The organism is Pseudosporangium ferrugineum, assembly GCF_003002065.1.
GTDB classification, from domain to species: domain Bacteria; phylum Actinomycetota; class Actinomycetes; order Mycobacteriales; family Micromonosporaceae; genus Actinoplanes; species Actinoplanes ferrugineus_A.
In genome coordinates this window covers 183,326-208,160 of record NZ_PVZG01000011.1, presented here as the reverse complement: position 1 = coordinate 208,160, position 24,835 = coordinate 183,326, and the positions used below count along the sequence as shown (strand labels likewise).

The 24,835-nt window shown below is 71.5% G+C and carries 19 protein-coding genes and 1 pseudogene; 14 read left to right on the top strand and 6 right to left on the bottom strand.

The genetic code is table 11. The annotated features are described in order from the left end of the window. Positions 1–17: 17 nt before the first annotated feature. Positions 18–794, top strand: a complete 777-nt coding sequence (locus CLV70_RS23470) for a deoxyribonuclease IV (protein WP_106128735.1) — start codon at positions 18–20, stop codon at positions 792–794. 22 nt (positions 795–816) lie between these two features. After that, positions 817–3,348, top strand: a complete 2,532-nt coding sequence (locus CLV70_RS23465) for a hypothetical protein (protein WP_342750401.1) — start codon at positions 817–819, stop codon at positions 3,346–3,348. A gap of 109 nt (positions 3,349–3,457) precedes the next feature. On the opposite strand, the gene CLV70_RS23460 is transcribed toward CLV70_RS23465, so the two are convergent. The 3 genes from CLV70_RS23460 to CLV70_RS23450 form a co-directional block, all read right to left on the bottom strand. Next, entirely contained in the window at positions 3,458–4,966 is a 1,509-nt protein-coding gene (locus CLV70_RS23460; protein ID WP_106128734.1) for a glycosyltransferase family 87 protein, read from the bottom strand. Positions 4,967–5,120: 154 nt separating this feature from the next. Continuing rightward, positions 5,121–7,895, bottom strand: coding sequence for a transglycosylase domain-containing protein (locus CLV70_RS23455; RefSeq protein ID WP_106128733.1), 2,775 nt, complete (start codon positions 7,893–7,895; stop codon positions 5,121–5,123). A 189-nt stretch (positions 7,896–8,084) separates the two neighbouring features. Beyond that, positions 8,085–8,555 carry a DUF5318 domain-containing protein gene (locus CLV70_RS23450; protein ID WP_106128732.1) on the bottom strand — a complete coding sequence of 157 codons (471 nt, stop codon included), beginning with the start codon at positions 8,553–8,555 and terminating at the stop codon, positions 8,085–8,087. Between the two features lie 154 nt (positions 8,556–8,709). Between CLV70_RS23450 and CLV70_RS23445 the strand changes: the two genes are divergently transcribed. The 3 genes from CLV70_RS23445 to CLV70_RS39775 all read left to right on the top strand — a co-directional run bounded on the left by CLV70_RS23445 (position 8,710) and on the right by CLV70_RS39775 (position 11,130). After that, positions 8,710–9,354, top strand: a complete 645-nt coding sequence (locus CLV70_RS23445) for a PadR family transcriptional regulator (protein WP_106128731.1) — start codon at positions 8,710–8,712, stop codon at positions 9,352–9,354. Positions 9,355–9,374: 20 nt separating this feature from the next. Next, positions 9,375–10,454 (top strand): inositol-3-phosphate synthase, encoded by a 1,080-nt coding sequence (locus tag CLV70_RS23440; protein WP_106128837.1) that lies wholly within the window; start codon positions 9,375–9,377, stop codon positions 10,452–10,454. A 67-nt stretch (positions 10,455–10,521) separates the two neighbouring features. Beyond that, complete coding sequence (locus CLV70_RS39775; protein ID WP_158277807.1) at positions 10,522–11,130, top strand: hypothetical protein; 609 nt, start codon at positions 10,522–10,524, stop codon at positions 11,128–11,130. A gap of 88 nt (positions 11,131–11,218) precedes the next feature. Here the strand turns inward: CLV70_RS39775 and CLV70_RS23430 are convergent, their stop codons facing one another. Both CLV70_RS23430 and CLV70_RS23425 read right to left on the bottom strand, forming a co-directional pair. After that, complete coding sequence (locus CLV70_RS23430) at positions 11,219–11,689, bottom strand: methylated-DNA--[protein]-cysteine S-methyltransferase (RefSeq protein WP_425440201.1); 471 nt, start codon at positions 11,687–11,689, stop codon at positions 11,219–11,221. Positions 11,690–11,718: 29 nt separating this feature from the next. After that, the gene (locus tag CLV70_RS23425) at positions 11,719–13,149 is read right to left on the bottom strand and encodes a CCA tRNA nucleotidyltransferase (protein ID WP_106128729.1); all 1,431 of its coding nucleotides are present in this window, start codon (positions 13,147–13,149) and stop codon (positions 11,719–11,721) included. A gap of 74 nt (positions 13,150–13,223) precedes the next feature. Between CLV70_RS23425 and CLV70_RS23420 the strand changes: the two genes are divergently transcribed. From CLV70_RS23420 to CLV70_RS23380, 8 genes and pseudogenes are all read left to right on the top strand, one after another. Beyond that, entirely contained in the window at positions 13,224–14,114 is an 891-nt protein-coding gene (locus CLV70_RS23420; RefSeq protein WP_106128728.1) for a hypothetical protein, read from the top strand. Between the two features lie 51 nt (positions 14,115–14,165). Continuing rightward, positions 14,166–16,013 carry a murein biosynthesis integral membrane protein MurJ gene (murJ, locus tag CLV70_RS23415; RefSeq protein WP_106128727.1) on the top strand — a complete coding sequence of 616 codons (1,848 nt, stop codon included), beginning with the start codon at positions 14,166–14,168 and terminating at the stop codon, positions 16,011–16,013. A 179-nt stretch (positions 16,014–16,192) separates the two neighbouring features. Continuing rightward, positions 16,193–17,782: a protein kinase family protein gene (locus CLV70_RS23410; protein WP_106128726.1), complete on the top strand. Its 1,590-nt coding sequence runs from the start codon at positions 16,193–16,195 to the stop codon at positions 17,780–17,782. 62 nt (positions 17,783–17,844) lie between these two features. After that, positions 17,845–18,432 (top strand): annotated as a pseudogene (gene sigM / locus CLV70_RS23405) (RNA polymerase sigma factor SigM); the annotation flags it as partial. Between the two features lie 353 nt (positions 18,433–18,785). Further along, a complete protein-coding gene (locus CLV70_RS39190; protein WP_146164129.1) occupies positions 18,786–19,838 on the top strand; it encodes a hypothetical protein in 1,053 nt (350 codons plus the stop codon). A 140-nt stretch (positions 19,839–19,978) separates the two neighbouring features. Then, positions 19,979–20,938 (top strand): thioredoxin-disulfide reductase, encoded by a 960-nt coding sequence (gene trxB / locus CLV70_RS23390; RefSeq protein WP_106128723.1) that lies wholly within the window; start codon positions 19,979–19,981, stop codon positions 20,936–20,938. A 14-nt stretch (positions 20,939–20,952) separates the two neighbouring features. Beyond that, a complete protein-coding gene (gene trxA, locus CLV70_RS23385; RefSeq protein WP_106128722.1) occupies positions 20,953–21,276 on the top strand; it encodes a thioredoxin in 324 nt (107 codons plus the stop codon). 173 nt (positions 21,277–21,449) lie between these two features. Then, entirely contained in the window at positions 21,450–22,601 is a 1,152-nt protein-coding gene (locus CLV70_RS23380; protein WP_106128721.1) for an N-acetylmuramoyl-L-alanine amidase, read from the top strand. 20 nt (positions 22,602–22,621) lie between these two features. Here CLV70_RS23380 and CLV70_RS23375 read toward each other — a convergent pair whose 3' ends face one another. Next, positions 22,622–23,287: a GNAT family N-acetyltransferase gene (locus CLV70_RS23375; protein WP_106128720.1), complete on the bottom strand. Its 666-nt coding sequence runs from the start codon at positions 23,285–23,287 to the stop codon at positions 22,622–22,624. A 243-nt stretch (positions 23,288–23,530) separates the two neighbouring features. Between CLV70_RS23375 and CLV70_RS23370 the strand changes: the two genes are divergently transcribed. Next, on the top strand, positions 23,531–24,832 hold the full coding sequence (locus tag CLV70_RS23370) for an aminotransferase-like domain-containing protein (protein WP_106128719.1): 1,302 nt from the start codon (positions 23,531–23,533) through the stop codon (positions 24,830–24,832). Positions 24,833–24,835 lie beyond the last annotated feature (3 nt).

The following is a 24,835-nucleotide window of genomic DNA, read 5'->3' as shown; positions in this document are numbered from 1 at the left end:
CGTCGTAGGCTCGGTCCATGCGCATCGGAGCCCATGTCGATCCCGCCGATCCCCTCGACGCAGCCGCCGCCCGCGGCGCCGACGCGGTCCAGTTCTTCCTGGCCGATCCCCAGGGCTGGAAGTCCCCCGCGGAGCGACCCGACGCGGCGGCACTCCAAGCGTCCGACGTGGACATCTACGTCCACGCGCCCTATGTGATCAATGTGGCCACGCTGAACAACCGCATCCGCATCCCGAGCCGCAAGCTGCTGCTCGCGCACGCCCGCGCGGCCGCCGCCATCGGCGCCCGGGCGATGATCGTCCACGGCGGTCACGTCAACGCCGGCGACGACCTCGCGGTCGGATTCGACAACTGGCGCAAGACTTTCGCGTACGCGGAGAAGGAAGGCGGCCTGCCGCTGCCGGTCCTGATCGAGAACACGGCCGGCGGCGACAACGCCATGGCCCGCCGCTTCGACAACCTCGCCCGCCTCTGGGACGCGGTCGGCGAGTTCGGCGCCGGCTTCTGCCTCGACACGTGCCACGCCCACGCGGGCGGCGAGGAACTGCTGAACATCGTGGACAGGGTGAAGGCCATCACCGGCCGCATCGACCTGATCCACGCCAACGACTCCAAGGACGCCTTCGACTCGGGCCGAGACCGGCACGACAACCTCGGCAATGGCAAGATCGACCCAGACCTGGTCGTAGCGGCCATCCGCGCGGCGGACGCCCCGGCGATCGTCGAGACCCCGGGCGGAGCAGAGGGCCAGTCCGCGGACATCGCCCTGTTGCGGGAGCGGGCAGGCAGCTGAACCGGCAGCACGAGGGAGCGGGATGACGACCGAGCAACCGCAGGTCGGCGCCGCCGATGCCACCCCGGCAGGCCCACCCGGCCGACCCGGCACGGGCACGGCGCCAGGGCCGACCAGCGGCTCCAGCACGGCCGCGGCCAGCGACTCCGGCGCCGGCGCGACCAGCGGCTCCGGCACGGCCAGCGGCTCCGGCACGGCCAGCGGCTCCGGCACGGCCAGCGGCTCCGGCACGGCCAGCGGCTCCCGCGCGGCCAGCGAGGAGCAGGCCGAGGCGGTGGCTGCGCCGAGCATTCGGCGGTGGGGCGGGCTGCGAAGGGCCCGCGGCACGAAAGCGGGTGACAGCCCGAGCTTGCGGCCCGCGGTGCCACCCCGGCCTGCCGGTTCCGCCTCGAAGACGGACGGCGACGAGAGCGATAAGGGCAAAACGGCTTCCCTCTCGGCCACTCCCGGCGACACCAAGCCCGCGACCGACGGCCCGCAGCCCGGGGACGCCAAGCCCGGCAGCAACGCCACCCCCAAGACCGGCACCAACCGCGACGGCGACACCAAGCCGGTCACCGACACCAAGCCCGACGGGGAGGCCAAACCGGCCAGCGACGGCAAGCCCGACGGGGACACGAAGCCGGACGGCGACGCCAAGCCGGACGGGGAGGCCAAGCCGGACGGGGAGGCCAAGCCGGACGGGGAGGCCGAGGCGGGGAGCGACGGCAAGCCCGCGGAATCGACCGGGCGATTCCGGCGGCGGAAGGCCGCGTTGCCGTCCACGCGGCCGCCCGGCGCACCGCCCGATCCCTGGACCGTCTTCGCCCAGACCTCCGAGCGGCAGCCCGGGCGACTCCGGCGGGCGCTGCGGGTCACCGGCCGGGCGCTGATCCACGAGTATGCCCTCGTCATCTACGGTTCGCTGCTGCTCGCCGTGGCGCTCACCTGGCCGACCCTGCGCTATCCGCTGCACACGTTCCCGCAGGACATCTGGGATCCGGCCCGGCAGGCGTGGCAGGTCTCGTGGGCCGGGCATGTGCTCACCACCGAGCCCGTGCGGCTCTGGCAGGCCAACGCCTTCTTCCCGGAGCGGTACAGCTTCGCTTTCGGGGACAGCCTGCTCGGGTATGCGCCCGCCGGGATGATCGGGAGCGGGCCGCTCGCCGCCGTACTGCGGTACAACATCCTGTTCGTGCTGGCCCACGCGTTGCTGGCCATCGGCGGGTACGCGCTCGTGCGACAGCTCGGCGCCGGGCGTACCGGGGCGGTGGTCGGGGCCGTGGCTTTCGCGTACGCGCCGTGGCGGCTCGCGCAGGAGGGGCACCTGGACATCGTGTCGGCCGGGGGGATCCCATTGGCCCTCGCGATGCTGGCGCGGGGGCACGGCTGGTCGCTCCGGTACGGGTTCCGGCCCGGTCGCCGGCACGCCGGGTGGGCCGCGGCCGGGTGGGCCGTCGCCACGTGGCAGGTCAGTCTCGGCTTCTCCCTGGGCCTGCCGTTCGCGTACGTGCTCGCGGGGCTCATCGTGGTCGTCGCGTTCGGCGTGCTGTTCCGGCGGTTGCGGCGGCGGTCGCCCGTGCCCGTGCTGGGCTGGCGGCTGCTCGTCACCGACCTGCTCGGGGTGCTGATCGTCGCCGGAGTCGGCGCGCTGATCGCCGTGCCGTACCTGCGCGTGGGTGACACCGTGCCGGCCGGCACGGAGATCTCGTTCTTCTCGCCGCCCGTGCGGAGCCTGCTGATCGGTCCCGCCGAGTCGCGGATCTGGGGTGCGCCGCACGCCGTCGCGCGCGAGTCCCTGGCCTGGTCGGCCGAGATGTCTCTGCTGCCGGGCTTCGTCCTGTACGCGCTGGCCCTCGTCGGGCTGGTCTTCTCCGTCTGGCGCATGTGGCAACGGCTCCTCCTGCTCGCCGCCGTCCTGGTCAGCGCCGTCTTCACCCTCGGCACCACCTTCTTCGAGGGCCGCTGGACCTATCTGCCGCTGTTCGGGCATCTGCCGTCGTCTTTCGGCGTACGGATTCCCGGGCGGTTGATGGTGTGGGTGACGTTGTTCCTGGCGATCCTCGCGGCCGGGGCGGTGGCCGAGTTCGTCCGGCGGGCCGAGCATCTGACCGCGTCACGGATCCCGCCGTGGCCGGGGCCGTGGCTGCGCCTGGCCACGTTCGTACCGTTGTTGCTGATCCTGCTCGAGACCTGGAACGCGACCGCGCATCCGGTGGTGCCGGCTCAGCCCGCTGCCATGCGTACGGTGACGGGCCCGATGCTGGTCCTGCCCACCGGCACGCTGAGCGACCAGACCGTGATGCTCTGGTCGACGACCCGCTTCCAGGACCTGGCCAACGGCAGCGGCGGGTTCGCGCCCCGCCGCCAGTCCGAGCTGCGCCGATCGGTGGCGGCCTTCCCCGACGCGGCCAGCGTGCAGTACCTCCGGACGCTCGGCGTCGGCACGGTGCTGCTGCTCCGCTCCCAGGCGGCCGGAACCGTCTGGGAACGCTCGGGTGATCTCCCGGTCGACGCGCTCGGCATCACCCGCGAGGACCTCGACAACGAATCAGTCCTGTTCCGCCTGAACTGACGCTCCCGCCCGGGTGCCACGCCGCCGAGGCTTGCCACCGGTCCCGGCCGACCGGTTCGACGAGCACGGCGGGCTGCGCCGGGCCGGGCGACGCCCTCGGCCGCAGCCGTCAGCTGCCGCCCACCGCGGCCGGCGTCGGCGACGCCGGCGAGGACGACCCGGCCGCCGGCGTCACGTGGAAGAACCGTCGGAGCGACGCCACCCACGCCGCGTCCGGTGCGCCGTCGATCACCCCGCCGTCCGGGTCGTCGTCGTAGGTGCGGCGCACCACGTCCAGCTCCGGCCGCCAGATCTCCCGGACCACCAGCCCGCACAGCACCGCGACGGTGATCAGCCGCAGGCTCGAGGCCAGCACGAACGTCCCCTCCGGAATGACCGGCTTGCCGCCCGCGCCGAGCAGCTCGGCGTAGAAGGCCGCGAAGTAGCCGATCTCCGCGACGGTCCAGGCGATGATCGCGCCCCAGCGGGGGCGGGCGAGGACGATCAGCGGGAGGAGCCAGAGGACGTACTGCTGGGACCAGACCTTGCTGAAGATGAGGAAGGCGGCGACCACCAGGAAGGCCAGCTGGGCGAGCCGGGGACGGCGGGGGGCGAGCAGGCACAGCAGCCCGATCGCGAGGCACGCGACGATCGTCAGGACGAGGGTCAGGGCGTTGAGGGTCGGGATGTGGTCGCTGAGCCATTGGAACGGGCCGCGGTCGCCGTCGGTGTTCCATTTGCCGTCGAGGTAACGGCCGATGTACCAGAGGGTGCCCCAGTCGATCGGGCGGGTCTCGTTGAGCTCGAAGAAGCGGGTCCAGCTGGTGCGGTACAGGATGGCGACGGGCAGGTTCGTCGCGAGCCAGGCGAAGACCGCGCCGCCGAGGGCGAGCAGGAAGGCCTGCACGCGCCGGGAGCGTAACGCCAGCACGAGCAGCGGGCCGAGGATGAACAGCGGCCACAGTTTCGCCGCGCCGCCGAGGCCGAGCAGGAGGCCGGCGACCAGGGGCCAGCGCCGGGCCCACGCGTAGAGGCCGAACATCGCCAGGCCGATAGCGAGGAAGTCCCAGTTGACCGTCGCGGTGACCAGCAGGATGGGCGACAGGGCGAAGATCGCGGCGTCCCACGGCCGGGGGCGCCGCAGGGCGAGGAGCATCGCCGCGGACGCCACGGCCAGGATGGACAGCACGAGGGCGTTGGCGTTGTAGAACCACCGGCCCTGGTTGATCTGGGGGTAGCGCTCGCCGAGGGCGTGCACCGGCAGGCCGAGCGCGCCCATGAAGTAGCCGGTGGCCACGGGGTACTCGACCGGGTGGTCGCGGTACGGCACCTTGCCCTCGTTCAGCCCTTCCGCGTAGTAGAGGGCCAGCACGTCGGTGTAGCAGTACCGCGTGTACTGGATGTTCTTCTGCCAGTCGCCGTCCTGGCAGGGAGATTTCTGCACCCAGCTGAAGGCGAGCGTGAGGCAGACCAGGGCCAGCACGATGCGCTGCGGAGTCCAGAACCGGTCGGTGCGGGCCTCCGGCCGGGCGGCGTGCTCACCGATCGGGCCGCCGATCGCCTGCGACAGTCCGCGGACGAACCCATCGGACTCGGCGGGCAGGTCGGTCCGGTCGGTCTCCGGCGAAGGCGCGCTCATGACTCCGCATCATGCCCCATCCGGCACGCGAGGCGGCGCCCGACCGCACGCCGTGCCGCCCGGGCGGGTGGTCCCGGCGGAGGAGCCACCGCACAGAGTGAACCGGCGCCCTCCCCAGTGGGGGTGGGCGCCGGTTCGTCACGTCTGCCGAAGGTCAGCCTCCGGTGTTGTTCTCCTCGTTGTCGGCGCCTCCGCCGGTGCCGGTGTCGTTTCCGGGACCACCCGGGAGGTTGTCGCCGCCACCGTCGCCGGTGCCGCCGCCGTTGGTTCCGCCGTTGCCGGGACCGCCGTTGCCGGTGCCGTTGCCCGGGCCACCGTTGCCGGTGCCGTTGCCGGGGCCACCGTTGCCGTTGCCGTTGCCGTTGTTGCAGAACTGCGGGAAGTACTGGCAGTTCTGGTTGAGGTCGGGCGGCTGGTTTTCCGGCGGCGGCGGCGGAGCCTCACCGTTCGCGTACTGGCTGTTCTTGTCGCCGGTGCGGACCCGCTCCGGGAACGGCTCCTGCTTCCAGTCCAGCGCCTTGGTGACGGAGTCGATGAACTTCTCCCAGATGGCGGCCGGGGTGCCGGAGCCGAACATGTCGCCGCCGTTGTCCCGTAGCTCCACCTTGTTGCCGGCACCGCCGACCCAGACCGTCGCCGCCAGCTGCGGGATGCCGCCGACGAACCAGGTGTCACCGCTGCCGGTGTGGTTGTCCTTGCCGTCGTCGAACTCCCAGGTGCCGGACTTGGCGATCGCCGGCCGGCCGTTGCGCAGGGTGTTCTCGGCGTGCGCCGGGATCTTCGCCATGACACCCGAGAGGTCGGACATCTGGTCCTTGTCGAAGACCCGCTTCGGGGCGAGCTTCTCCTGCTTGACGACCTTCTTCTTGCCGGTGTCCGGGTCGACCGAGCTCACGCTCTTGATGAAGTGCGCCTTGTTGCGGACGCCCTGGTTCACGATGGTCGACACGCCCTCGGCGTGCTCCAGCGGGACGACGTGGTACTGACCGAAGGCGACCTCGTTGTCGAAGTTCTTCCGCCAGGTCGACTTGTCGGTCTTGGTGAGGTCGACGACCGGACCGTTGTCCGGCCACATGTGCTCGAGGCCGGCGTCGCGGGCGGCCGCGACGACCTTGTCCCGGCCGATGCCGTCCGCGATCCAGTAGAACGGGAAGTTGTACGACTTGACCGTGGCCGTCTCGAGGTCACAGTTCTTCTTCTTACCGCCACAGATCGTGCCCGGGTCGGCGCCGGCGTTGTTGATCTCCCGGCCGTTCGCGCGCTTCTTCGTGCTGTCCCAGATCGTCTCGAACGAGATGCCCTCGCGCAGGCCGGCGGCCAGCGTGTAGATCTTCATCGTCGAGCCGGGGGACTGGCCGCGACCGCTGAAGCCGGTGCCCTCGCCGTTCATGTAGCTGCCGTAGTCGGTGCCGTTGGGGTCGTCGCCGGCGTAGTAGCCGAGCACCCGTCCGGTGCCCGGGTCGATGCCGATCACCGCCGCCTGGTACGACTTCGGCTTGCCGTTCATCGGCGACTCTTTGCTCTTGCGCGAGCCGGCTTCCTCGGCGGCCTTCTGCACCTCGGGGTCGATGGTCGTGGTGACCGTCATGCCGCCGCGCTGGAACTCCGCCTCGGTGATGCCCATCTCGCGGAGCTCGAAGTTGACGTGCCGCATGATCATGCCGACCGGCTTGTCCGCGGCGCACGTCTTGCAGTTGTTCTTGGAGACCGGCTTGACCTTGGGATACTGACGAGCGGCGTACACCTCGGGAGTGATCCACTTCTCCTCGAGCATGTTCTTCATCGTGTATTCCCAGCGGTCTTTCGCGTCCACCGGGTTGTAGTTCGGGTCGTAGCCCTTGTGCGTCGCGGTGGGCTCCGGCTGCTTGATGATCGAGGCCAGCACCGCCGCCTCGTACGGCGTGATCGCACCCTTCGAACCCTCGGGCGTCATCACCGACTTGCCGAAGTAGCCCTGCGCCGCGGCCTCGATGCCGTAGCGGCCCTCGCCGAGGTAGATGTAGTTCAGGTACATCGCCATCAGCTCGTCCTTCTCGTACTTGGACTCGAGCTTGCGTGCGATGACGGCTTCCCGCAGCTTGCGGTTGTAGCTGATCTCCTTGAGATCGGCGGCGTGGCGGGCGTACTGCTGGGTGATCGTGGAGGCGCCCTGGGTGTCCCCGCCGGTGAAGTTGTTCCACGCGGCGCGGACGATGCCCTTCATGTCGATGCCGTTGTGCCGGTAGAAGTTCTTGTCCTCGGCGGCGGCGACGGCGTGCTGCACGACCTTGCTGATCTTGGCCTGGGGGACCACCGTGCGGTTCTGGTCGCCCAGCTTGGCCAGGATCGTGCCCTTGGCGTCCAGGATGACGTTGGTCTGCGCCTCTTCCTTCTGCGGCGGCAGGTCGACGTCGTCGAAGAAGTAGGTGCCGCCGACGACGCCGACACCGAGCAGGATGACCACCACGGCGGCCGCGGCGGTCAGGATGTTGGTGCGGCGGCGGCGCTTGGCGGCCTTGGTGAGGATCTTCTCGGCATCGCCGCGGCGGCCGTGGCCGCCCGGTCCGTCCGGACCCGGACCGCCGCCCACGGCCGGGGACACCGGCCGGACCGCGGCGCGCGCGACGGAGGCCCGCCCGGGGCCGGCGTTCACGGGCGCGGCGGCCGACGCGCGGCCGCCCACCCGGGCCGAGCCGACCGGCGCGGAGCCGGCCGGGGGACGCGCTGACCCCACCGAGGCTCGGCCGCCCACCGAGGCGGAGCCGACGGACGCGGAGCCGACGGACGCGGCACCGCTGACGCTGGCCCGGCCGCCGGTCGAGCGCCGGTACGCGTCGGGCGCGGGGCGTTCGTCGTAGCCGGACTGGTCGTCGTCAGGCGTGGAAGCAGCGGACGGCCCGGGCACTCGGGCCCGGGCGCGTGCAGACTGCGGATCGCCGTACGAGTTCATTCGGTTACACCTACCGGTCGCGGTGGCGTGCCCGGGGAGCCCTGGAGGGACTCCCGTCGGCTCTGCCACGAGCGGACAATTTGGGCTGCATCCCCGCAGCCGCCCTGTCGGATGTCAAGAATGACCGATTGCGGCGCTGGATGCCCGTGTCGGTCGGGGTCGTGTCAACGTTAGCGACGTTGAGGGCGATCACTGTCGGCCCTCCCGGCGATGTGACGACGGCCCTGTCTCGCGGTGGCGGCCCGAGGCGGACGCGGCGGCGGCCGTCGCGCCCTGTGGCTGTTCGTCTGGCTGGAGCGCGTCCCTGCCGAGCAGGTACTGCTCGATCAGATGGTTCCACGCGCAGGACTGGCACACCTCGACCACGAAGACCTGGAACTCACGCAGTGTCATCGCCAGGACCGGCAGCTCGGCGAGCTTACGGGCCTGGCCGGCGGACTGCTTGAGCTCGTCGCCGTAGATGTAGTGGACCAGGGTGAGGTTGTCGCGGCGGCAGACCGGGCAGCGCTCGTCCGTGGGCTCGCCATGGAACCGAGCTGCGTTTTTCAGGTACGGCGAGGCATCGCAGACCTCGAGCGTCCCGATCTTGCCGTTGTGCACGTCACGCAGCAACGCTCGCTTCTGTAGCGAGTAGTCGACGACCTGCCGCTGCGTGCGCATGGCGAAGAGAGTACGCGGTCCGCACCCGAAGGGCGACAGCCATCACGCAGCGTGGCGTGGCGGCGACCACGCATCACCGCCTTGCCATCCGTCTCGCCCCGATCTACGGTTGCGATGTATCAGCCCGATACATCGCGGCAAGGGAGGTGGCCTCATGCTGGAACTGGCGATTCTCGGCCTCCTCCAAGAGGCCCCGATGCACGGCTATGAGCTGCGCAAAGAGCTGGCCACCAAGCTCGGCACCATCCGGGCGGCGATCAGCTACGGCACGCTCTACCCGACGCTCAAGCGCCTGCACTCGGCCGGCTGGATCAGCGAACAGGCCACCCAGACCGACATCGTGCCGCCGATGACCAGCAAACGGGGCCGGATTGTCTACAAGATCACTGCTGAGGGCAAGGAGCGGTTCGGCGAGCTGCTCGCCCAGGCCGGGCCCGAGACGTACGACGACGCGGGCTTCGGCGTGCACTTCACCTTCTTCTCCCGGACCGACCGCGCGACCCGGCTGCGCATCCTCGAGGGCCGCCGGCGCCGGATCGAGGAACGCCGGGAGGGCCTGCGGGACATGCTGTCGCGCGCCGGGGACCGGCTCGACGCGTACACGCTGGAACTGCAACGGCACGGACTGGACGCCTGCGAGCGCGAGGTCCGCTGGCTCGAGGAGCTCATCACCAACGAGCGCTCCGGGCGTACGCCCTCCGCCGGACACGGCACGGAGAGCGGCACCACCCACCCGCCCGCCGATCAGGCGGCCGGGGCACCCCCCGAAGACCCGGCTCCGCACCAGGACCGGCCGTGATGAACAAGGAGGCAAACGCGATGGGCTCCGTCCGCGTCGCCATCGTCGGTGTGGGTAACTGCGCCTCGTCCCTGATCCAGGGCGTGGAGTACTACCGCAACGCCGACCCCAACGACCGCGTCCCGGGTCTCATGCACGTGACCTTCGGCGACTACCACGTATCCGACGTGAAGTTCGTCGCGGCGTTCGATGTGGACGCCAAGAAGGTCGGCATGGACCTGGCCGAGGCGATCGTCGCCAGCGAGAACAACACGATCACGCTCACCGACGTGCCGCCGACCGGTGTCACCGTCCAGCGTGGACCGACCTTCGACGGTCTCGGCACGTACTACCGCGAGATCATCGAGGAGTCCTCGGCCGAGCCGGTCGACGTGGTCAAGGCCCTCAAGGACGCCGAGGTCGACGTCGTGGTGTCCTACCTGCCGGTGGGCTCCGAGGAGGCCGACAAGTTCTACGCCCAGGCCGCGATCGACGCCGGCTGCGCCTTCGTCAACGCCCTGCCCGTCTTCATCGCCTCCGACCCGGTCTGGGCGAAGAAGTTCGAGGACGCGGGCCTGCCGATCGTCGGCGACGACATCAAGAGCCAGGTCGGCGCGACGATCGTGCACCGTGCGCTCGCCAAGCTGTTCGAGGACCGCGGTGTCGAGCTGCTGCGCACGTACCAGCTCAACTTCGGCGGCAACATGGACTTCATGAACATGCTGGAGCGCACCCGCCTGGTCTCGAAGAAGATCTCGAAGACCCAGTCGGTCACCAGCCAGATCCCGCACGAGATGGCGAAGAGCGACGTGCACATCGGCCCGTCGGACCACGTGCCGTGGCTCGACGACCGCAAGTGGGCCTACATCCGGCTGGAAGGGCGCAGCTTCGGCGACACCCCGCTGACCGCCGAGCTCAAGCTCGAGGTGTGGGACTCGCCGAACTCGGCCGGCGTCATCATCGACGCGGTGCGCGCCGCCAAGATCGCCAAGGACCGCGGCGTCGGCGGCCCGATCCTCTCGGCCAGCTCCTACTTCATGAAGAGCCCGCCGGTGCAGTACAACGACCACGACGCCAAGGCGGCCGTCGAGGCGTTCATCAAGGGTGAGATCGAGCGCTGACGACCCACGCGAAAGGCCGGATCCCGCAGGGGGTCCGGCCTTCGTCGTCCATCGATATCATGCGGGTATGACCCGCATCACGGCGGCGGGCGTCGCCCTGAGCATGATCGCCACGGTCGCCGCCTGTGCCCGGCCCGGCGACACCCCCACGGGTACGCCCACCCGAAACGTCACGTTGTTCGCCAGCGCCGTCGCCGTTCCTCCCGCGCCCCGGCTGATTCCTCACTCCCCCGGGGTAGTAGCCGTCGCACCCGGCCGGGCGATCAGTCGCTGCGGCGAACAGCCGGCCGGCGGGCCGCGACGGGCCGGCGGCCCGAGTGTCCCGCAGCCGACCGCGTCCTTCAGCGAGGAGCAGGAAAGACACCGCCGGGCCTTGGCCGCGGCGAGGAGCCCGGCACCACAGCGCGCCCCGGTCCCCGCCGGAGCGCTGCCTGCCGCCGAGGCCTGCATCGATCTCCTGCGGCCGGAGCTCACCCTCCTCGCGGCGAGCGGCAGCCTCGGCCGGGAAACGCTCCGGCGGAGTCTCGTCCGCCACGGGTTCGAGGCCACGGTCCGCCCCGACCTCTCGTTCCGCGGGGCGGTGGGGGACGCCTGCGTCTACGGCATCGTCGACGCCACCGGCCCGACGTTCGAGCTCGGCCCCCGCACCACCGACGGCTCCTGCGCCGCCACCTGACAGCTCGCCCCCCGCACCACCGACGGCTCCTGCGCCGCCGTCTGAGAGCTCGAGCCCAGGTCCACGCGACCGTCTGCCGGCCGAGGACTCAGCTCCAGGCGCGCTCCAGCGCCACCCGCGCCTCCAGCTCGAGCAGCTGACGCTTGCGTGGCAGGCCACCGCCGAAGCCGACCAGTTTCCCGCCGGCCCCGACGACCCGGTGGCACGGCACGATCACCGGGATCGGGTTGCGGTTGCACGCCGTGCCGACGGCCCGTGCGGCGCCGGGATCACCCAGGGCGGTCGCGATCTTCCCGTACGTGACCATTTCGCCGTACGGAATCAGGGCGATCTGGCCCCACACCGCCCGCTCGAAGGCCGACCCACCGCGCAGCTCGATCGGGACGCCGAAGTCGGTGACCGTGCCGGCGAAGTAGCCGGCCAGCTCGGTCAGGACGCGATGGCCGTCGCCGGCGTCACCCGCCCAGGCCGCCGAGGCGCCGAAGCGGACACCGATGACCGTTCCGGCGTCGAGCTCGACGCCGAGCGGGCCGATGGGGGTTTCGATGAGGAGCCGCACGAGCCGATTGTGCTCCATCGGTACGACATTCAGGAGATGTGGCCGTGCTCCCGGGCCCAGCGCCGCAGTTCCGCCTCGGCCTCGTCCCGGTCGAGCGGCCCGCGGTCCAGCCGGAGCTCCTTCAGATGGCGCCAGGCCTGGCCGACGATCGGGCCCGGCGGCACCCCGAGCAGCTCCATGATCGCGTTGCCGTCGAGGTCGGGACGGACCCGGGCGAGGTCCTCCTCCGCCTGGATGCGGGCGATCCGCTCCTCCAGCGCGTCGTAGTCGGCGGCCAGCGCCGCGGCCTTGCGCCGGTTGCGGGTCGTGCAGTCCGAGCGGGTCAGTTTGTGCAGGCGGGGGAGGAGGTCGCCGGCGTCGGTCACGTAGCGGCGCACCGCCGAATCGGTCCACTCGCCCCGGCCGTACCCGTAGAAACGCAGGTGCAGCGCGACCAGCTCGACCACCGCGGAGGTCACGTCCTTGGGGTATCTCATGGCCTTCATGCGCTGCTTGGTCAGGCGCGCACCGACCACCTCGTGGTGGTGGAAGCTGACCCGCCCGTCGCGGCCGACGGCCTTGGTCGCCGGCTTGCCCACGTCGTGCATCAGCGCGGCCATCCGCAGCGTGAAGTCCGGGCCGGTGTCGCCCTCGAGGCGTACGGCGTTGGAGACCACGATCAGCGTGTGCTCGTAGACGTCCTTGTGCTGGGCGTGCTCGTCGATCTCCAGCTTGAGCCCGGACAGCTCGGGGAGGAACCGGTCGGCGAGCCCGGTGTCGACGAGCAGGCGCAGGCCACCGACGGGGTCCTGGCCGCACAGGAGCTTGGTGAACTCGTCACGGATCCGCTCGGCGGTGATCCGGTCGAGGTCGGCGGCCATGGCACGCATGGCGGCGAGCACAGGCGGGTCCACAGTGAACCGGAGCTTCGCCGCGAAACGGGCGGCGCGCAGCATCCGGAGGGGGTCGTCGCCGAACGACTCCTCGGGGCGGGACGGGGTCCTGATCAGGCCGGCCGCGAGGTCCTCGAGCCCGCCGTACGGGTCGGTGAACACGTGCCCCGGCAGGCTGACCGCCATCGCGTTGATCGTGAAGTCGCGGCGGCGCAGGTCGTCGAGGAGGTTGTCGCCGTACTCCACGACCGGGTTGCGGGTGACCCCGTCGTACGCCTCGGCCCGGTACGTCGTGATCTCGAGCCGCAGGCCGTCCTTCTGCACGCCGATCGTGCCGAACTCGCGCCCGGTCTCCCAGATCGCGTCCGCCCAGCCCTTGACCACGGCGAGGGTCTGCTCGGGACGCGCGTCGGTGCAGAAGTCGAGATCGTCGCCGAGGCGCCCGAGCAGCGCGTCGCGCACCGAACCGCCCACCAGGTGCAGCTCATGGCCGGCGGCACCGAAGCGGCGCCCCAGCTCGTCGGCGACGGGGGAGACCCGCAGCAGCTCCTGGACGGCATTGCGCTGGGCCGTATTCAACACAGACATGGGACGACCAGCGTATCGGAGCCGGTGGTCAGTGCGGTCGTGCGGTCACCGGGCGCAGCGGGCAGGATAGGACCGTGCCCGTTACCGAGGCGCTGCGCCGCCTCAGCGAGGATCCCGCCTTCTGGTCCCGCCTGCGGGCGGACGAGGGCGCGATCGACGACCCCGAGCCCGCCGAGCTGCGGATCAACCTGCCCGTGACCGGCGGGTACGGCCTCGTGCTCGACCTGGACCTGGCCACCGGCGAGCAGACGCTGGGCCTGCGCGGGCCGGCGACCAGCGAGCCGGTGCAGCTGGGCTGGGCGGCGCCCGGCCGGCCGTACCCGGCGGCGCTGCGCTGGCACGAGTTGGAGCTGTGCGCCCGGGTGATCGCCCTGGAGGATCCGACGCTGCCGCATCCCGGGCTGGTGGTGGCGCTGCTGGGCCCGTTCGCGCCGGCGACCGCGGAGGACGACGGGAACGCGGTCGCGGCGGTGCGCGAGGCCGCGTACCGATCGTTGCGCCGTGATGTGCCGCAGCCCACACCTAACGCCCCGGAGCAGGCGCCGCTGCCGCTCTTCACCGGCGACGACTGGTGGCCGCAGCCGCCGGTGCCGTCGCCCCACGTCCTCGACGAGGCCGCGATCGCGGCCTACACCGCGCAGGCACCGTCGCACCTCCAGGTCCGGGGCGGCTTACGCTTTCCGCACGAGGGGCTTGCCGAGCTCGTACGCCGCGCAGCCCGCCGGCTGTCCCAGCTTCCGGAGGAGCAGTGGTACGCCGACGTCCGCCCGCTCGCCCGGCACATGGCCGACACCGGTGACCTGGGCCCGGTCCGCGCCCTTCTCAGCGTGCTGACCGAGGCCGGCTGCGACCACCCGACGGTGCTGGACGCGCTGAGCGAACCGCTCGTACCGCTCGAGGCCTGCTGGATGGTCGAGACGCTGGCGGGTGCGCCGCCGGGCACCCTGGTCCGCCATCACGTGTGAGCGGCCCGTGGCTAGGGTGACGTCTGTGTCCGTACCCCTGGGGAGGTCTTGGTGAGCGGCGGCCTGTACCGCAGCGCGCACGCCGCGCCCGACGGTGAGCCGGAGCCGTCCGACGGCGCCATGCTGATCTCCGTCGACAGCACGGGCACGCTGCCGACCGCGGCCGCCGACCAGGCGCTTCCGCCGGAGGTGTTCCCGCCGACGGTCGTCGAGTCGTCCGGCTCGGGCACCGTCTACGGCAGTTCGTCACGCGCCGAGCCGGCCGGGCCGGAGGCCGCGCCCAGCACGGCGGGCCAGGGGCGCAGCACCGCCGGCAACAGCGCGATCATGGCGGCCGGCAGCCTGGTCAGCCGGTTGATCGGGTTCGTCCGGAACATGCTGATCGGCATGACGCTGGGCGCCGGCGTCGGCGACGCGTACACGAGCGCCCAGTTCCTGCCGAACCAGATCTACGAGCTGCTGCTGGGCGGCATCCTGTCCAGCGTTCTCATCCCGCTGCTCGTCCGTCGCCGCAAGGCCGACCCGGACGACGGCCAGCTCTTTACCCAGCAGCTGCTCACCTTCGCCGTGGCGACCCTGGGCATCGCGACCGTGCTGGTCACCGTGGCAGCGCCGGTGATCACGCTGATCCAGTCGAGCAGCCAGACCGGCGACGGCTACCGCGACCTCGTCACGTCGCTGGCGTACCTGATCCTGCCGATCATCTTCTTCACCGGCCTCTCCGCGCTCATCGCGGCGGTGCTCAACGTCCGCGGCCACTTCGCCGCGCCGATGTGGGCGCCCATCCTCAACAACCTCGTCGTCATCGCGACGTGCGGCGTCTTCATCGCGGTCTTCGGTACGGGCCTGAAGAAGCCGGAGGACATGTCCGGCGCCGAGATCGCGCTGATCGGCGGCGGCACCCTGCTCGGCATGGTGGTGCAGTCGATCGGGCTGCTGCCCGCGCTGCGCAAGGTCGGCTTCTCGTGGCGGTGGCGCTGGGCCCCGCGCGAACTGGGCCTCGGCGAGATCGGCCGGCTCGCGGGCTGGATGCTCTGCTTCGTCGTCGCGAACCAGCTGGCGGTCTTCCTGGTGGTCCGGGTGCTCAGCGGGGTGTCGGACGGCAAGCAGGCGAGCACGCTGGCCTTCAACAACGTCTTCCTGCTCACGATGATGGCCCACGGCATCATCGGCGTCTCGGTGATGACCGCGCTGCTGCCCAAGATGAGCGCGGCCGCCGCGGAGGGCCGGTTCGCCGACGTCAGCGCCGACGTCAGCCGCGGCATCCGGCTCACGACGACCGCGCTGGCCCCGATCGCCGTCGCGTACGGGGTGCTCGGCGTGCCGATCGCGGTCACCCTCTTCCAGGGCGGCGCGCTCAACTACGACCAGGCGTTCGCCACCGGCCGCGTCCTGGTCGTCGCGGCGTTCGCGGTGATACCGCTGTCCGTCAGCTACCTCTGTACCTATGCCTTCTACGCGCTGCAGGGCAACAAGACGGTCGCGCTGATCAACCTGCCGGTCGTCGCCGTGCGCATCGCCGGCTACCTCGTGCTCGCCCAGGTGCTGTCACAGTCGCTGGCGGCGGCGGGCATGACGGCGGCCAACGCGATCTCCTATCTGCTCTCCGCGCTGATCTCCCTCGCCGTGCTGCGTCGCCGGATCGGCCGGCTCAACCTCGGCTCGGTGGCCGTCGCGCTGCTCAAGGTCGTCGCCGCCGCGGGCGCCGCCACGGCCGCCGGCCTGCTGGTCGTGCACTTCCTGCCCGGCGGTGACACGCCCGGGCGGCTCGACGCGGCGCTGCAGGTGGTGGTCGGCGGTGGGGTGATCATGCTGGTCTACCTCGTGGCGGCTACCCTGTTCAAGGTCCACGAAGTGAATCAGGTCGTCGGCATGGTGCGCCGCAAACTCGGGCGCTAGGCCCTGTGGACAACCTTGTGGATAACCCCCTGAACTGCTGATTCGTGTACGCCCAGAGCCTCGTACAGCCCCCGCGGAACGTCTCGGACCCCCAGGTCGCCCGGGGATGACCTGTGGGACCTTGGCCGCGGGCGGGTAAGGTCAGGGGCGACACGTGCGAACCCACCGAGGGAGGACGGGTGACCCAGGTCGGCGAAGGCCACGAGACCGCGGCCGACGAGGCCGGACCGGTCATGACCTTCGGTGCGCCCACCGTCGGTGAGATCCTGGCCGAGCGCTATCAGCTCGAGGAGCACGTCAACAACGACAGTGCTGGCCGGCAGGTCTGGCGGGGCATCGACGTCATTCTCCGGCGCCCGGTGGCGGTCGTGCTGCGCTACCCCGGCGGCGATCCCGCGGCCGAGATGCTGCAGGCGGCGGTCGACGCGAGCCGCGTGATCCACCCCAATCTGGTCGGCGTCTACGACGCGATCGACGAGGGCCAGCGCGCCTACGTGGTGCGCGAGTGGGTCGACGGCGAGGCGCTGCGCGAGCTGATCGCGCGGGAGGGTCCGCTCGACCCGGCCCGCGCCATCGCGATCGCCCACTCCATCGCCGACGCGCTCGCCGCCGTGCACGCCACCGGCATGGTCCACGGCAACGTGCACCCCGGCACGACCCTCATCGGCGACGACGGCCGGGTGGTCCTGGCCGACGCCCGGGCCGACGCGTCCGACAGCACCGAGTCCGACGTCCGCGCGGTCGGCGGCATCCTCTACTTTTCCCTGACCGGCCATTGGCCCCAGACGGAGATGGGTCGCCCCTCGTCCCTGCCCGACGCCATGCGCGACGGCAACGGCGCCCTCTCCGCGCCCCGCCAGATCCGCGCCGGCGTCCCGGCCTATCTCGACGACCTCACGATGGACCTGCTCGACAAGCGGGTCGCGACCCCCGAGAGCGACGCCCTCACCGGCGAGCTGGCCCGCCTCGACTCCGCCGACGAGGAGTACGAGGAGGTCGGCCCGCTCCGCTTCACCCAGGGCACCTCGGCGGAACCGGTCCGCAACAACCGCAAGATCGTCCTGGGCATCGCGGCCCTCGCGGTCATCGCGGTGATCGGCCTCATCTTCGGCATCCGCGCGATCAGCGACTCCAGCTCGAACAAGCCGGAGGGCACCACCCAGGCGAACACCGCCCCCCAGGGCGGCGGCAACCAGGGCGACGCCACCACCCCCGGCTCGGAGACGCAGGGGGCGGCACCCAAGAAGATCCCGCTCACCGCCGACATGGTCCGCATCGTCGACCCGCCGACCGGCGACCGCACCGACGCGGCCGAGGCGAAGCTCACCGTCGACGACGACAAGGACACCGCCTGGCGCACGGCCGGATTCCAGGAGCCGAAATTCTACAACAAGCCGGGCATGGGCCTGCTGATCAACCTCGGCTCGCCGCACACGATCAGCGACGTCCGGGTCGAGGCCTCCTCGCCCGGCGCGGCGATGGGCATCTGCACCGGCACCTCCGACCCGGGCGACAGCAGCCAGGGCGACGACCAGGTCGTCAAGACCTGGAAGAAGCTCGGCGACCCGGACGGCGAGGAGACGAACGCGGCCAAGAAGGCCTGCCGCGACGGGGAGTATTCGAAGACGGACGGGACCAACACGTTCTTCACCGTCTTCGAGGAAGGCGTGAAGTACCAGTACCTCATGGTCTTCGTCACCGAGCTGCCCCGCGACAACGACGGCAGGTACCGGCTCGAGATCTCCAACGTCGAGGTGCACGGCAACTGAGGCCGGCGCCCCCGGCGGTTGCCGGGTGGGGTCGAGTCGCTCCACTCCGCTAGATTGCTGGCGTGACTTCCGGCGACGCACGCGATGAGGCGCCCGGCTCGGAGCCCACCGACGCCGAGCTGCTGCGCGCCCACGTCGACGGCGACCAGCACGCCTTCGGGGAGCTGGTGCGGCGGCATCGCGACCGGCTGTGGGCCGTGGCGTTGCGGACGATCGGGGATCGTGAGGAAGCCGCCGACGCGGTGCAGGACGCGCTGCTCTCCGCGCACCGGGGCGCCGCGCGGTTCCGGGGTGACTCGGCGGTCACCACGTGGCTGCACCGGATCGTGGTCAACGCCTGCCTCGACCGGATCCGGCGCCGGCAGGCCCACCCGACCGTCCCCCTCCCCGACGGTACGCACACCGACGACGGCGGCCTCGGCGCCCGGGGAGAGCCGGCCGCCCCGGTCCAGGACCACGACACCGCCCTCGTCGTACGCGCCGCGCTGGCCGCGCTGCCGGCGGAGCAGCGGGCCGCACTGGTGCTGGTGGACGTGCAGGGCTACCCGGTGGTCGAGGCCGCCGGGATCCTCGGGGTGGCCGAGGGGACGATCAAGAGCAGGTGCGCGCGAGGACGGGCGCGGATGGCGCTGGCCCTGGGGCATCTGCGGGTCGGGTTCGATCCGGTCGGCGGTTCCGCCCGGGACGCCGGTGGCCCCGCCCGAGGGGCCGGCGCTCAGAGCGGCGCGCCGGGAGACACCGATCACCACGGGGAGCGCGGACGCGCCGATCACGGCGGGGAACGCCAACGCGCCGACCGCGGTGGGGAACGCGGACGCGCCGACGGCGGGGAACGCGGCACCGCCGATCACGGCGGTGCGCCGGGAGACGCCGATCACGGCGGGAACCGTGGGGCGGCGGGGCGCGTCCCATCGGGGTCGGGCGCGACCGTGCCGCTTCCGGCGACGGGATCGACGCCGGCTTCGACGTATCCGCCGGTGCCGGGTGACAGGGGGGAACAGGCGTGACCGGGGCAGAGTTCAGCGAGGTCGACTTCGACCTGCTGGCCGACTATGTCGGCGGCGCGCTGGACGGCACCCCCGATGAGGCCGTGGTCGCCGCGCTGATCGTCGGGCATCCCGGGTGGCGGCGGGCGCACGCGGAGCTCGACGCGGCGGCCGGCGCGATGACTTCGGCGCTGCGGTCCTGGGGCGAGGAGCCCGAGCCGATGCCGGCGGAGTTCGTGGCCCGGCTCGATGCCGCGTTCGCCGCCGAGGCCGCCGGGGGTGGGGAGGCGGGGAGTGGCAGTGCCGCTTCCGGGAGCAGCCCCCGTGCCGGGGAGTTCGACGTTGCGGCTTCCGGCGCGATCCACTCGGCGCCGGGTGGCGACGGTGCTGCTCCTGGCCGGCACCTGGTCGCCGTACCGGATGGGGAAGAGCGGGCCACGACGGCCCGGAAGCGGGTCCGGCGGTGGAAGTGGGCCGCGCCGGCCGGGATCGCGGCGGGGGTCCTGGCTTTCGTCGGGTTCGGGGTGCAGCAGCTGGGCGGCGCGGATTCGGCGGACGACAGTTCGGCGGCCGGGTCGGCGCAGGGTGCCGAGCACGCGCTGGCGCTGCCGGCCGGTCCGGGACAGATCTCGTCGAGCGGCATCGACTACAACCGGGGGACGCTCGCGCAGGCCGCCGCGCAGGCCCTGTCCGCGCCGGCCGACACCGGGCAGACCGGGTCCGCGCCGCGGGCTCCCGGTCAGCAACCGCCGGCCCCGCGGACCGGGGCGGCGGACGACTCCCGGAACAAGGGCGCGGAGCCGACCGGCGGGGTGATGGCCGAGCGGAACGAGGCGCTCGACCGGCTGCGCGTCCGGGAGGCGCTGCTCGCCTGCCTCGATGCGATCGCCGGCGCCAACGGTGCCGGGCCGGTCACCGCGCAGACCATCGACTACGCGCGGTACGAGGGCGCACCCGCACTGATCGTGCAGTTCACGGCCGCCAACGGGTCGTGGGTCTGGGCGGCCGGCGCCGGCTGTGGCACGCCCGCTTCCGGCGCCGACAAGCTGGGGTCCGCGAAGGTAGGCTGAACCGACGCCCGCCGTCGTGAGCACCCCCACTATGCCGGGGCCCACAAGCCCATGACGCGCGGGAATGTTGCTCTCCTACCATGACGTTCTAGCGTGCGATGTCGCCGGTGACCCGGCGAACCCAGATTGAGGAGTCGGCAGTGGACGAGGTCCGAAACCTGATCATCATCGGCTCGGGACCGTCCGGTTACACCGCGGCGCTCTACGCGGCCCGGGCCAACCTCAAGCCGCTGGTCATCGAGGGTGTGCAGTCCGGTGGTGCGCTGATGACCACCACCGAGGTGGAGAATTTCCCCGGCCACCCCGAGGGCATCATGGGCCCGGAGCTCATGGACAACATGCGCAAGCAGGCCGAGCGCTTCGGCGCCGAGTTCATCACCGACGACGCCACCCGGGTCGAGCTGGGCGACAAGCCCACCGAGCCCGGCACCGAGGGCCTCAAGACCGTCTGGGTCGGCGACAAGGAATACTTCGCGCGCGCGGTCATCCTCTCCACCGGTTCCGCGTGGCGGCCCCTGGGCGTGCCCGGCGAGCAGGAGCTGCTCGGCCACGGCGTCTCCTCGTGTGCCACCTGTGACGGATTCTTCTTCCGCGGTCAGCACATCATCGTGGTCGGCGGCGGCGACTCCGCGATGGAGGAGGCCACCTTCCTGACCCGCTTCGCCGAGACGGTGACGATCGTGCACCGGCGCGACTCGTTCCGGGCGAGCAAGGTCATGCAGAAGCGCGCCCTGGACAACCCGAAGATCAAGGTCGAGTGGAACTCCGTGGTGGAGGAGGTCCTCGGCGACGACGGCAAGGTCGCCGGCGCCCGGCTGCGCAACGTGGAGACCGGCGAGACCAAGGTGCTCGACGTCACCGGCGTGTTCGTCGCCATCGGCCACGACCCGCGCAGCGAGCTGTTCAAGGGCCAGGTCGAGCTCGACGACGAGGGCTACGTGAAGGTCGACCACCCGAGCACCCGCACCAACGTCCCCGGCGTGTTCGCCGCCGGCGACCTGGTCGACCACACCTACCGTCAGGCCATCACGGCCTCCGGCACCGGCTGCGCCGCCGCGCTGGACGCCGAGCGCTTCATCGCATCATTCGTAGAGCTGTAGACCAGGAGGTCCTAGTGGGAGCAACCAAGGCCGTCACCGACGCCACTTTTGCGAGTGACGTGCTGCAGTCCGACAAGGTGGTACTTGTCGACTTCTGGGCCGAATGGTGCGCACCGTGCAAGAAGGTCGACCCGCTGCTGGCAGAGATCGCCACCGAGATGGGCGACCGGGTGGAGATCGTCAAGGTCAACATCGACGAGAACCCCGAGACGGCCCGCGCCTACCGGGTGATGTCCGTGCCGACCCTGACCCTGTTCAAGGGCGGCGAACCGGTCAACTCGGTGGCCGGCGCCAAGCCCAAGGGCGCCCTCGTGAACTTCATCGAGTCGGCCCTCTGACCCGACCCCCTGCGACGCCCCGCATCCGCGTGGATGCGGGGCGTCCTGTCTTCCGGTCTCGTTCGTGATGCGACGCACGGAGCGGCCATCGACGGCGGGCCCTCCGCGGCGGCGAGGAGTACGCTCCGAGAGTTGCCCTCTGCACATCCCCCTCAGTTCTTAGGGAGCCGCGCGTGCGCTCGATCCGACGTGGAGACACCGGGCCGGCCGTCGAAGAGATCCGGTCGATCCTGGTGGGTCTCGAACTCCTGGAGGCCGGCGGCACCGAGTTCGACACCGCCACCGAGACCGCTGTGCGCGCCTTCCAGCAGAGCCGCGGCATCGGCGTCGACGGGCTCGTCGGCCAGGAGACGTGGTCGGCGCTCGACGGCGCCCGTTGGAAGCTCGGCGCACGCACGCTGTTCCACTCGGTGCCCACCTCGCTCGTGGGTGAGGACGTGCGGGCCCTCCAGGAGCGCCTCCTCGAGATGGGTTTCGACACCGGCCGGGCGGATGCGATCTACGGCCCGCGTACGGCACGGGCGGTCGCCCAGTTCCAGCGCGAGGTGGGGCTGACCCCGGACGGCTCGTGCGGGCCCAACACGATGAAGGCGCTGCGCCGGCTCGGCCGCAAGGTCGTCGGGGGCCGCCCCAACTGGCTCCGCGAGGCCGAGGCGTTCCGGCAGTCCGGCTCCAGCCTCGTCGGCAAGACGATCGTCATCGACCCCGGCCACGGCGGCGAGGAGGACCCGGGCGTGGTCGTCCCCGACGGGCAGCTGCGCTGGACCGAGGCCGACCTCGTGTTCGACATCGCGACCCGGCTCGAGGGCCGGCTCGCGGCGGCCGGCATGCGCGTGCACCTGACCCGCGGCCCCGCGCCCGCCCAGTCGATGACCGGCCAGGAACGGGCCGCCCTGGCGAACAGCCTCGGCGCCGACCTGCTGATCTCGCTGCACCTCGACGGGCAGGAGACGCCGGCCGCCGACGGCGTGGCCACGTACCACTACGGGACGGGCAACGGCGTGACGTCGACGGTGGGGGAGCGGCTGGCCAACCTGGTCCAGCGCGAGGTCGTCGTCCGCACCGGCATGCGCGACTGCCGGATCCACTCGAAGACGTGGGAGCTCCTGCGACTCACCCGCATGCCGGCCGTCCGGGTCGACCTGGGTTACCTCTCCTCGCCGACGGACCGCCAGCGGCTCATCGACCCGCTGTCCCGCGAGCAGATGGTCGAGGCGATCCTGGCGGCGGTGCAGCGGATGTACTTCCCGGTGGAGGCGGACGTGCCCACGGGCTCGATCGACGTCCGGCAGCTGCGGCTGGCGCTCGCCTCACGCAACAGCTGAAACGTACGTCCCGCGGGACGTCAGCTGTCGGTGGAGGTGGTGGCGGTGACGGGACGGACCGGGCGGAGGAGCGTTTCCGGGCTCATCGAGCCGAGGAGCTTCTCCAGCGCGTACTCGACGTCCGACTTCCACGACAGGGCCGTGCGCAACTCCAGCCGCAGCCGCGGATAGCGCGGGTGGGGGCGTACGGTCTTGAAGCCCACCGACAGGAAGAAGTCGACCGGGGCGACGCAGCCCTCCTCGCCCTCGCCCGCCTCCCCGAACTTGGCGTCGCCGAACGCCTCGATCGCCTTGATGCCCCGCTTCGTCAGATCACGGGCGACGCCCTGCACCAGCATGCGGCCCAGTCCACCCCCCGCGAACGCGGCCACGACGTGGGCGGTCATCAGCAGGGCGGCGTCGGCGCTCACCGGCGAGGTGGGGAACGCCATCGACCGCGGCACGTACGCCGGCGGCGCGAACATGACGAACCCGGCCGGCATGCCGTCGACGTACGCGAGCTTCCCGCAGGAACCCCACTCGAGCAGCGTCTGCGAGACCCACGCCTCCTTCTCGAGCCCCGGGTCGCCGGTGGCACAGGCCCGCTCGGCGGAGACCGGGTCGAGCTCCCAGTAGACGCAGCCACGGCACGGCCGGGGCAGGTCCTCGAGAGTGTCGAGGGTCAGGTTGACCAGGCGTCGCGACATGCGGGACCCCTCGAGAAGTCGGTGACATTCGGACGTGCGGCACGGTCCTCGTCACGTGCTCGTCCGCGCCCCCGGACGGATCCTACGCCGCAATCGGCTTGAACGGGAGCGGATCGGACTCCATCGGGTGGCCCGGCCCCGCCCGCCGGGCCGTCCCGCTGGCTGAGTATGCCGGGGGTTCCGAAGAGTCCGATGTCTAGCATGGATCCCGATGTGCTCAACCAACGGATGAGGTGAAGCCGCATGACCGGCACGACTCAAGACGACTACACGGATCGCTACGCGCGGCGCGTACGGGGGATGACGACCTCGGAGATCCGCGCCCTCTTCGCCGTCGCCAGCCGGCCGGAGGTGGTGTCGCTGGCCGGCGGGTCGCCGTACATCGCCGCGCTACCGCTCGACGCGGTCGGCGAGATGATGGGACGGCTCGCGTCGGAGCACGGCACGACCAGCCTTCAGTACGGGATCGGCCAGGGCACGGTCGAGCTCCGCGAACGCATCTGCGAGGTCATGTCCCTGTCCGGCATCGACGCCTCGAACGGCGCGTCCCCCGACGACGTGGTGGTCACGGTCGGCGGGCAGCAGGCGCTCGACCTGGTGGCACGGCTGTTCCTGGACCCGGGCGACGTGGTGCTCGCCGAGGGGCCGACGTACGTCGGCGCACTCGGCGTGTTCCAGGCCGCCCAGGCACAGGTGCGGCACCTGGCCATGGACGCCGACGGCCTGGTCCCCGCCGCCCTTGAGGCAGCGATAGCAGAGGCGGGTGGTCGAGCCAAGTTCCTGTACACGATCCCGACCTACCAGAACCCAGCCGGCGTCACCCTCACCGAGGCACGCCGCGAGGAGATCCTCGACATCTGCGAGCGGCACCGGCTGCTGGTGATCGAGGACGACCCGTACGGAATGCTCAGCTTCGAGAGTGAGGCGCCGCGACCGCTGCGCGCCCGCCGCCGCAACGGCGTCCTCTACCTGAGCACGTTCTCCAAGACCTTCGCGCCGGGGCTGCGGGTGGGCTGGATCCTGGCGCCTCACGCCGTACGCGAAAAGCTCGTCATGGCCAGCGAGGCGAACATCCTGTGCCCGAGCGCGTTCGCCCAGGGTGCCGTGACGCAGTATCTGTCGACCATGCCGTGGCGCGAGCAGATCAAGACGTACCGCGAGGTCTACCGCGAGCGCCGCGACGCCCTGCTCGAGGCGCTCGAGGATCTGATGCCGGCGGGCACCACCTGGACGCGGCCGGCGGGCGGGCTGTTCGTGTGGGCGACGCTCCCCGAGGGCCTCGACTCCAAGGCGATGATGCCGCGCGCCATCGCCGCGCGCGTCGCCTACGTGCCGGGCACCGGCTTCTACGCCGACGGCACCGGCGGCAGCAACCTCCGCCTCAACTTCTCGTTCCCGCCGCCGGCCCGCATCCGCGAGGGCGTGCGCCGGCTCGCGGGCGTGATGGAGCAGGAGCTCGCCATGCACGCGGTTTTCGGCCCGACGACCCCGCACCGCCGTCGTGGCCCGGCCGCCGCGGACGCTCCCGGTCCCGACTTGGCATGATCA

Coding starts and splice junctions, on each gene's coding strand:
- CLV70_RS39775 (WP_158277807.1), top strand. CDS start 10,522: ATGACCCGCATCACGGCGGCGGGCGTCGCCCTGAGCATGATCGCCACG.
- CLV70_RS23440 (WP_106128837.1), top strand. CDS start 9,375: ATGGGCTCCGTCCGCGTCGCCATCGTCGGTGTGGGTAACTGCGCCTCG.
- CLV70_RS23455 (WP_106128733.1), bottom strand. CDS start 7,895: ATGAACTCGTACGGCGATCCGCAGTCTGCACGCGCCCGGGCCCGAGTG.
- CLV70_RS23460 (WP_106128734.1), bottom strand. CDS start 4,966: ATGAGCGCGCCTTCGCCGGAGACCGACCGGACCGACCTGCCCGCCGAG.
- CLV70_RS23465 (WP_342750401.1), top strand. CDS start 817: ATGACGACCGAGCAACCGCAGGTCGGCGCCGCCGATGCCACCCCGGCA.
- CLV70_RS23470 (WP_106128735.1), top strand. CDS start 18: ATGCGCATCGGAGCCCATGTCGATCCCGCCGATCCCCTCGACGCAGCC.
- CLV70_RS23370 (WP_106128719.1), top strand. CDS start 23,531: ATGACCGGCACGACTCAAGACGACTACACGGATCGCTACGCGCGGCGC.
- CLV70_RS23375 (WP_106128720.1), bottom strand. CDS start 23,287: ATGTCGCGACGCCTGGTCAACCTGACCCTCGACACTCTCGAGGACCTG.
- CLV70_RS23425 (WP_106128729.1), bottom strand. CDS start 13,149: ATGTCTGTGTTGAATACGGCCCAGCGCAATGCCGTCCAGGAGCTGCTG.
- CLV70_RS23450 (WP_106128732.1), bottom strand. CDS start 8,555: ATGCGCACGCAGCGGCAGGTCGTCGACTACTCGCTACAGAAGCGAGCG.
- CLV70_RS23445 (WP_106128731.1), top strand. CDS start 8,710: ATGCTGGAACTGGCGATTCTCGGCCTCCTCCAAGAGGCCCCGATGCAC.